We start from the raw sequence: 8,856 nt of genomic DNA on the forward strand, positions 1-8,856 counted from the left end.
CCTTTCTCTCTTAAAAACCCTTGGCCGTTGCAGGTGCTGCCACCACCGCTGCGTCCTCGCGCAGCCGGCCCAGCAGCTTGTCAAAATCCGTCGTGCCGCGCCGGGCCTCTGCCAGCAGGCGGCCCCCCTCCACCCAGAGCAGACGGTCCGCTGTTTCGGCCTCTCTGCGCCAGTGGGTCGCCACGATCACGGTGTGCCCGTGCATCTGCTGGCGCAGGCGTTGCAGCACGTCCCGGGCCGTGGCGGCATCCAAGCCTTCGGTGGGTTCATCCAGCAGCCAGCACGCGGCGGGGTGCAGCAGCAGCCGCGCCAGTGCCAGGCGGCGGGCCTGCCCGCCGGACAGGCCCAGCCCGCCCTCACCCAGGCGCGTGTCCAGCCCCTCGGGCAGGGCACGCACATCGGCGGCCAGGCCGGCATCCTCCAGCGCCTGCCACAGCTGGGCATCGCTGGCGTCCGGCTGGGCCAGGCGCAGGTTGTCGCGCAGGCTGTCCTGGAACAGCTCGGTGCGCTGGGTCAGCCAGGTGCAGGGCTGGGCCAGCACCTGGCCCTGCACGGCGGGCAGTTCCCCGGCGATCAGCGACAGCAGCGTGCTCTTGCCGGCACCGCTGGCGCCGATCAGCGCCACCTGGGTGCCCGCGGGAATCTGCAGATCCACGGCCGCCAGCACCCGGTGCGGGCTGCCGCGGTGCTGGGCCGCTGCCTGCTGCAGCCGCACGGCACAGCCTGGCGGTGGTTCAGTCACTTTGATTTCGATAGCTGCTGGCGCTTGCACCACCTGGGGTGCCAGCCGTTGGATGGACAACCAGGTGCGACCGGCTTCCACCGCGCCACGGCGCAAGGCGGCAAAAGGCTCCATCGCGGCCAGGGCCACCAGCAGGGCCAGGGCCGCCCCCGGCGCCCCCAGCACGCCCTGCTCCACCAGCCAGCCCACCGCCAGCAGCACGCCCACCAGGGTCAGCGTGCTGGCCATGCCAAAGGCCATGCTGGCCCGGGCTTCCAGGCGGTTGAGCTGGCGGTCGGCCTGGGCCACGCTGCGCTCGGTGGCCGCCAGGCGGGCACATTGCGCCGGCAGGCGGCCGGCCATCAACAGCTCGGTCTGGCCGGCCACCAGGTCCACGGCCTGGGTGCGCAACCGCTCCAGGGCGGCCGCACGGCGCAAGGCCGGGCGGCGCGCACGCAGGGCCAGCACGGCGGCAATCGCCATGCCCGCCAGCAGCAGCCACAGGCCCAGCAGCAGGCCCAGGCCCACGTGCATGGCGCCCAGCACCACGGCCGCCAGCAACGCGGCCGCGCAGGCCGACACCAGGGGCACGGCCAGGCGCAGGTACAGGCTGTCCAGCGCGTCCACATCGCTGGTCAGGCGCTGCAGCCAGCGTGCGGGCCGCAGGCGCAGCTGCCACGCGGCACCGGCCGGGGCCCAGCTGCGGAACAGGCGCTCGCGCAGCGCCGCCAGCACGGCCAGCGTGGCATCGTGCGTGACCAGGCGCTCGCCGTAGCGCGCCCCGGTGCGCCCCAGGGCCAGCAAGCGGATGCCGGCACTGGGCATGAAGACGTCGAACACCAGGGCCGTGGCCGGCACCAGCCCGGCCAGCGCCGTGGCGGCAATGAACCAGCCGGACAGGCCCAGCAGCGCCATGCCCATCAGCACGGTCAAGCTGGCCAGGGCCATGCCCCCCAGCCACAGGTGGCGCGGCGCCATGGCCGCCAGCGCCACCAGCATGGCGCGTGTGCTGCTGCGGGATGCCTTCATACCACTACCTCCGCGCCCTGCACCGGCACCACCCGATCCATGCGTGCCGCCAGTACTGGGTCGTGGGTGGCCACGATCAGGGTGCGCCCCTGGGCCAGCTGCAGCAAGGTCTGCATGACCTGCGCGGCCGTCATCGGATCCAGGTGGGCCGTGGGTTCATCCACCAGCAGCGCCCCAGGCCTGCGGCCTGCATGGCCGGGGCCACGTCGGCCTCGGCCACGTCGGTGCGGTCCAGGCGGATGTTGCGGGCGGCCGAACCCGCAAACACATGCGGGTGCTGGCCCATCCAGGCCATGCGCTGGCGCAATGCCGCCGCGTTGCAGTCCTCCATGGGCACGCCATCCACCCGCACCTGCCCCTGGTGGGTGGGCAGCAGGCCGGCGATCTGCGCCAGCAGCACCGACTTGCCGCTGCCACTGGCACCCCACAGGGCGACATGCTCGCCCGGCTGTACGTCCAGGTGCACCGGTGCGGCCGAAGCAGCGGCGCCCGGCGCCTGGATGTGCACGTTGTGCAGCGTCACCCGCGCTGCGGCCTGCCGGGCACCAAGGGCCTGGGGCGCGTGGGCCGCCAGCGCCCCAGGCAAGGGCTGAGCCGCACGGGCCATGTCCTGCAGGGTCTGCACCGCGGCCTCGCCGGCGGCGCGGTCGTGCCACACGGCTGCCAGCTCGCGCAGCGGCTCGAAAAAGCTGGGCGCCAGCAGCAACACGAACAGGGCCTGCCCCAGGTTCAGGCGGCCGTGCCAGGTGCCAAACTCCAGATAGCCCAACAGGTGAAAGCCCACGTACACGGCCACCATGGCCACGCCCAGTGCCGAAAACAGCTCCAGCACGGCCGAGGACAGGAAGGCAATGCGCAGCACGCGCAGGGTGCGCTGGCGCAGGGATTCGGCATGTGCACGCAGCCGCCGGGCCGTAGCATCGACCGCGCCCAGGGCGCGTAGCGTGGTCAGGCCGCGCAGGCGGTCCAGCAGAAAACCGTTCATCTGACCCAGCTGCACCATCTGCTCCTGGCTGGCCGCCTGGGCACGCCAGCCCACGATGGCCATGAACAAGGGAATCAAGGGCGCCGCCACCACCAGGATCAGCGCCGCCACCCAGGATTGCCAGGCCACCACGGCGGCAATCACCAGCGGCAGCACCCGGGTGCGCCACATCGCGGTCTGGTAGCGCGACAGCCAGGGCACAATCGCCTCCGCCTGTTCGGCCACGGCGCTGGCGGCCTGGCCCGACGGCACGCGCCGTGTGTCCAGGGGCGAGTTGCTGGCCAGCGCTTGCACCACCTGGGCGCGCAGGGTGTCCAGCTGGGCTCGGGCGGCCTCAAAGCTCAGGCGCATGCCATGGCCCTCGCACCAGGCCTTGGCCGCACCCAGCACCAGCAGACCCAGCGCCAACCCACCCACCTCGGCGGCACGGCCTGTGGCCATCCACTGCACGGCGGTGGCCAGCAATGCCGCCTGCGGCAGCCACAACAGCGAGGCCACGACCGACCACGCGGTACCGCAGTCGGGACGGCGACGCTGGGCGCGGGGCTTGCTTGCCGTTTGATCGAAGTCAGTGGATTCCATTTGATTCTGAATTTTCAGTATTTACTGAAATTTGTGCAGATGCTAGGGTTTCTGCAGAACAACTTCCACACGGGCTCAGGTAGTCGAGTGAAACACTGCGGCGTTGATTTCCATCAATTCACCTGAATAGGAAGAGGGGTAACAACCGTGTCATGGTCCCCACCCGCCCCGTGGTGCACAGGCCAAAAAAAAGCGCCCCGAAGGGCGCTGTTGGGCGATGGCAGCATGCCGCGGCGATGTCACACACGCTGTGCGCCGCATAGTCTGCCGCGTTCAGCGCATGGTGGCCATCGCAGGGGCCGTGCTTGGCCGCGCGGCTCAGTACTGCAGGGGCGTGACGTCGATGCTTTCGCGCGGGAAGTTGTTTTGCCACACCAGGGGCTTTTTCTTCTTCTCGGCGGCCAGCGGCAGCTCACCTTCCCAGGCCTGGGTCAGCGGGGCGGTCTCAAAGCCCTTGGCCAGGGCCTGCACCTGCTCGCGGTACTGCTGCAGGTTCCACTGGGCGGCACCGGCGCGCTGCAGGAAGGCCACGATCTTCTCGGGCGGATTGGGCGCCAGGCAGTTGAAGGGCACGTTGACGGCCACCATCGCCGGGTGCACGCCCTCAGTGACGTTCTGGGGCTTGCCCAGGGTGCAGGTGATGCGCTTTTGCGAATCGCGCACGTTGGCGAACAGCTGCACCGCAGCAGGCTCCAGCGCCTGCTTGTCGGCATCGCTCAAGCGGACGTTTTCCAGGAAGGTCGCGGCCAGGTCCTTGGGATAGTCCCGGTCGACCTCCTGCATCTCGGCGACGTTGATGAAATCCCCCTGGCCAGGGAAGGTGCGCGCAGGGCGCAGGTAGGCGTTGAGGGCTTCCATGGACTTGACATCGATGTGGACGATGGACTTCAGGAACAGGTCGGTCACCGCCTGGGGGGTGGGTTCGGCGGCGTGGGCCGAAGTGGCCAGGGCCAGCGATGCCAGCGCCACGGCGCCGAAGGATTTCAATTGCATAAAAAATTCACAAAACAGCGCCCGCGAGAGCGCACTGAAAAAAGACAAGCCCCTGTGGTACAGACCGCCCGCTTCGCAGAGGGCAGCCTGGCACACAGGGGCTTGGCGGCTGCGCACGGCAGACCATGGCCTACCGAGGCGCTCAAATTGTAACTTTCTATGTCCTGCGCATCCAGTCCCGAATGGGACGGCGGCGCCAGAGGGTCAGGCCGTGGCCAGTTGCAGGCGCTGGCGGGCTTCCTGGTATTCCCGCTTGAAACGCGCGATCAGCTCGGCCGCAGGCAGCACCTTGTCGATAGCGCCAATGCCCTGGCCGCAGCCCCAGATGTCCTTCCAGGCCTTGGTGCGGCCCGAGCCAAAGTTCATGGCGCTGGGGTCCGACACCGGCAGGTTGTCCGGGTCCAGGCCGGCCGCGCGGATCGACGGTGCCAGGTAGTTGCCGTGCACGCCGGTGAACAAGTTGGAATACACCACGTCGTCCGAGTTGCAGTCGACGATGGCCTGCTTGTACTCCTCGGCGGCCCGGGCCTCCTCGGTGGCGATGAAGGCCGAACCGATGTAGGCAAAGTCCGCCCCCATCGCCTGGGCGGCCAGGATGGCGCCGCCGGAGGCCATCGAGCCCGACAACGCCAGCGGGCCGTCGAACCATTGGCGGATTTCCTGGATCAGGGCAAACGGGCTCTTCACGCCGGCATGGCCGCCAGCGCCCGCCGCCACGGCGATCAGGCCGTCCGCGCCCTTCTCGATGGCCTTGTGGGCGAACTTGTTGTTGATGATGTCGTGCATCACCACGCCACCCCAGCTGTGCACGGCCTGGTTCACGTCCTCGCGCGCGCCCAGGCTGGTGATGATCAGCGGCACCTTGTACTTGGCGCAGACCTGCAGGTCGTGCTCCAGGCGGTCGTTGCTCTTGTGCACGATCTGGTTGATGGCAAACGGGGCGGCCGGCGCTTCAGGGTGCGCCCGGTTGTGCGCGGCCAGCTCTTCGGTGATCTCGGCCAGCCAGTCCTCCAGCATTTCCGCAGGGCGGGCATTCAGGGCGGGCATGGAACCCACGATGCCGGCCTTGCACTGGGCAATGACCAGCTTGGGGTTGCTGATGATGAACAGGGGCGAGCCGATCACGGGCAATGCCAAGTTTTGCAGCACTGCAGGAATTTTGGACATGCAACGGTCTCCGAATCTATTGTGATTGATAGAAAAACAGCTTCAAACGCTGGCCAGACAAGCGCTAGCAGCTCACTTTTCTAATGATAAGAGCAGCCATCCCATGGTCTGCCCTTACCGCGGTGCTGTCTGTCGCCAGGGCGTCAGAAGGCGTCCAGTGCCAGGGCGCAGGCGCTGTCGCCGCCCGCCAGGATGCTGTCGCGCAGGCTGGTGGTGCGGGTCAGGATGTGCTCGGCGTAGAACTGCGCCGTGGCCACCTTGGCCTGCATGAAGGCCACGTCCTCGCCCTGGGCCAGCTTGTCCTGCGCCACCAGCAGTGCGCGGCCCATCTGCCAGCCGGCCACCAGGTTGCCGGTCAGCATCAGGTAGGGCACGCTGCCCGCGTACACGGCGTTGGGCGAGGCCTTGGCCTTGCCGGCCACAAAGTCCACCACGTCCAGGAACGCCTCGCGCGCGGCCTGCAGGCGCAGGGCCATGGCCTGGGCGGCGGCGGTGCCGCTGGCCCGCAACTGCTCTTCGGTCTTGGCGATCTGGGCGGCAATGTCCTTGGCGTTCTTTCCGCCGTCACGGGCCGTCTTGCGGCCCACCAGGTCATTGGCCTGGATGGCGGTCGTGCCTTCGTAGATGGTCAGGATCTTGGCATCGCGGTAGTACTGGGCGGCGCCGGTTTCCTCGATGAAGCCCATGCCGCCGTGCACCTGCACGCCCAGGCTGGTCACTTCCAGGCTCATCTCGGTGCTGTAGCCCTTGACCAGGGGCACCATGAATTCATAGAACTCGGCATTCGCCTTGCGCACCTCGGCATCGGGGTGGTGGTGGGCTGCGTCGTAGGCCGCCGCCGCCGTGGTGGCCATGGCGCGGCAGGCCTCGGTGGTGGCGCGCATGGTCATCAGCATGCGGCGCACATCGGGGTGGTGGATGATGGCGGCACTGCCGGCCACGCTGCCATCGACGGGGCGGCTTTGCACCCGGTCGCGCGCGTACTGCACGGCACGCTGATAGGCCCGTTCGGACACACCGATGCCCTGCATGCCCACGCCATAGCGCGCGGCGTTCATCATGATGAACATGTATTCCAGACCGCGGTTTTCCTCGCCCACCAGATAGCCGACAGCGCCGCCGTGGTCGCCGTACTGCAGCACGGCCGTGGGCGAGGCCTTGATGCCCATCTTGTGCTCGATGGACACGCAGTGCACGTCGTTGCGCGCGCCCAGCGAGCCATCGGCGTTCACCAGGAACTTGGGCACCACGAACAGGCTGATGCCCTTGACGCCCTCGGGCGCACCGGCAACCCGGGCCAGCACCAGGTGGACGATGTTGTCCGCCATGTCGTGCTCACCGTAGGTGATGAAGATCTTGGTGCCGAACACCTTGTAGCTGCCATCGGGCTGGGGTTCGGCCCGGGTGCGCACCAGGGCCAGGTCCGAGCCGGCCTGGGGTTCGGTCAGGTTCATGGAGCCGGTCCACTCGCCGGTGATCAGCTTTTCTAGGTAGGTGGCCTTCAGGTCGTCGCTGCCCGCGGTCAGCAGGGCTTCGATGGCGCCATCGGTCAGTAGCGGGCACAGCGCGAAGCTGATGTTGGAGCTGTTGAGCATTTCCACGCAGGCCGCGCCAATCGTCTTGGGCAGGCCCTGGCCGCCATAGGCCGCGGGGTGCTGCAGGCCTTGCCAGCCGCCTTCCACGAACTGCTGGTAGGCCTCCTTGAAGCCCGGGGTGGTGGTGACCTTGCCGCCCTCAAAGCTGGAGGGCTGGGTGTCGCCGGGAATGTTCAGCGGCTCCACCACGCCCTCGCACAGGTTGGCGCTTTCTTCCAGCACGGCCTGCGCCGTCTCCAGACCGGCGTCCTCGAAACCCGGAATCTGCGCCACCTGGTCCAGATGGGCCAGGTGTTCCATGGCAAACAGCATGTCTTTGATGGGGGCGGTATAGCTCATGTCTCAGCTTTCTTCTTGAGAGTAAAAATGGGTTCCAGCGCTTGTCCAGCTTGCGCTGACTGCTATTTATTGCGTCACGCGGCCTTGCGCGTTGACGATGCTCAAATCCACAAACCGGGAGCCCGACTGCGAGCCCCGCGCAAAGGTGACCCAGTAGCCACCGAGGTCCAGCGACTGGATGCTGCGCAGACTGTCGGCCAGCCGCTCGCTGCTGAGCGGCTGGGTGCGGCGCATGGCCTCGACCAGCACCTTGGCGTTCACATAGCCTTCCATCATGGGATAGCTCACGCTCAGCGCCTCGTCCTTGGGCTGCTTGGCCAGCAGGTCGCGGAATTCCTTGTTCAGGCGGTTGGTGGAGCGGTAGGGGTTGGGCACGACCTGCGCGATCGACACCCCGCGCATCAGCTCCACGGGCAGGCGGGTGGCCAGTTGCTCGATGTCGGCGCTGGAGGTGGCATACACCTGGGCGGCCCCGCCTTCCAGGCGGTAGGCCTCCAGAAACGCCGCACTGGCGGGGCTGGACGCCACCACCAGCACGGCCTGCGCGCGCGGCTCCGCGCGCTGCAAGCTGTCGATGGCCGCCTCCTGCGCCTGCTTACCAGCCTTCCAGGGCACCTGCGCCAGCAACTGTCCGCCGGACGCGGTCACCAGGCTGCCGACCAGTTGCGTCAGGGCCTTGGCCTCGTCCTCGCTGCGCTCGTCGTACACCAGGGCCAGGCGCGTCAGGCCCAGGGTGGCCAGGTGCTTGGCAATCTTCTCCACCTCCTCCGGCAAGCCGGCACGCGTGCTGAACAGCTGCGGCGCCTTCAGCACCCGCATGTCGGTGCTGTGAAAGCCGACCAGGCTGATGGAGGCCTGCTCCAGCAGCTTGCTGTCGAGCAGGGCTTGCAGGTTGCGGTTTCCAAAGTAGCCGGCCAGGGCCACGGGCTTGGCCTCCTGGAGCAGGCGCTGCGTCTGCTTGACAGTGTCCTCGGGACTGCCACGGTCATCGGCGGAGACCAGGCGCAGGCGGTCACCGTGCACGCCGCCGGACTTGTTCACCTCGTTGAAATACAGGCGCATGCCCTGGGCGTAGGCCTTGCTTTGCACCGCGGTGGCCCCGGTCAGTGGCGCCACCTGGGCCACCACCCAGTCCGCGTGCGCCAGACTGCCGCCGGCGGCACACACCACGGCCAAGGCCAGCCGCCGGTAACGCATGCGCATGCTTGTCTCTTGCATATTCCGTCTCCGTGTTCGCAGGCTGTTGTTGTGTGAAAAGTCCTGCTGCCGGGCATCCCCCGATGCAAAAAAGGAGGGGCACGCCCCTCCTTTTTGTCTCCACTGCTTACAGGGCCTTCACCAGTTCAGGCACCGCGGTAAACAGGTCGGCCTCCAGCCCATAGTCGGCCACCGAGAAGATCGGCGCCTCGGGGTCCTTGTTGATCGCCACGATCACCTTGGAGTCC

Annotated in this window: 5 protein-coding genes and 2 pseudogenes; all 7 read right to left on the reverse strand. The window is 67.9% G+C overall.

Translation table 11 applies throughout. The features are described 5' to 3' along the window. Window positions 1-10 precede the first annotated feature (10 nt). Window positions 11-1,750 (reverse strand): thiol reductant ABC exporter subunit CydC, encoded by a 1,740-nt coding sequence (gene cydC, locus FYM52_RS16260; protein WP_154164868.1) that lies wholly within the window; start codon window positions 1,748-1,750, stop codon window positions 11-13. Next, a pseudogene (locus FYM52_RS16265) lies at window positions 1,747-3,317 on the reverse strand (ABC transporter ATP-binding protein/permease). Before FYM52_RS16265 ends, cydC begins: the two are co-directional and overlap by 4 nt. A 318-nt stretch (window positions 3,318-3,635) precedes the next feature. Continuing rightward, window positions 3,636-4,310 carry a hypothetical protein gene (locus FYM52_RS16270; RefSeq protein WP_154164869.1) on the reverse strand — a complete coding sequence of 225 codons (675 nt, stop codon included), beginning with the start codon at window positions 4,308-4,310 and terminating at the stop codon, window positions 3,636-3,638. Between the two features lie 204 nt (window positions 4,311-4,514). Further along, the gene (locus tag FYM52_RS16275) at window positions 4,515-5,477 is read right to left on the reverse strand and encodes a nitronate monooxygenase family protein (RefSeq protein ID WP_043387151.1); all 963 of its coding nucleotides are present in this window, start codon (window positions 5,475-5,477) and stop codon (window positions 4,515-4,517) included. A gap of 143 nt (window positions 5,478-5,620) precedes the next feature. Then, window positions 5,621-7,411 (reverse strand): acyl-CoA dehydrogenase, encoded by a 1,791-nt coding sequence (locus FYM52_RS16280; protein WP_154164870.1) that lies wholly within the window; start codon window positions 7,409-7,411, stop codon window positions 5,621-5,623. A 66-nt stretch (window positions 7,412-7,477) separates the two neighbouring features. Next, window positions 7,478-8,629, reverse strand: a complete 1,152-nt coding sequence (locus FYM52_RS16285; protein WP_238826247.1) for an ABC transporter substrate-binding protein — start codon at window positions 8,627-8,629, stop codon at window positions 7,478-7,480. A 106-nt stretch (window positions 8,630-8,735) separates the two neighbouring features. After that, a pseudogene (locus FYM52_RS16290) lies at window positions 8,736-8,856 on the reverse strand (electron transfer flavoprotein subunit alpha/FixB family protein); the annotation flags it as partial.

It is taken from the genome of Comamonas sp. CAH-2 (assembly GCF_009668305.1).
GTDB lineage: Bacteria > Pseudomonadota > Gammaproteobacteria > Burkholderiales > Burkholderiaceae_C > Comamonas > Comamonas aquatica.

Excerpts from the sequence above, each read along its gene's own strand:
- cydC (WP_154164868.1), bottom strand. The coding sequence starts at position 1,750 with ATGAAGGCATCCCGCAGCAGCACACGCGCCATGCTGGTGGCGCTGGCG.
- FYM52_RS16270 (WP_154164869.1), bottom strand. The coding sequence starts at position 4,310 with ATGCAATTGAAATCCTTCGGCGCCGTGGCGCTGGCATCGCTGGCCCTG.
- FYM52_RS16275 (WP_043387151.1), bottom strand. The coding sequence starts at position 5,477 with ATGTCCAAAATTCCTGCAGTGCTGCAAAACTTGGCATTGCCCGTGATC.
- FYM52_RS16280 (WP_154164870.1), bottom strand. The coding sequence starts at position 7,411 with ATGAGCTATACCGCCCCCATCAAAGACATGCTGTTTGCCATGGAACAC.
- FYM52_RS16285 (WP_238826247.1), bottom strand. The coding sequence starts at position 8,629 with ATGCAAGAGACAAGCATGCGCATGCGTTACCGGCGGCTGGCCTTGGCC.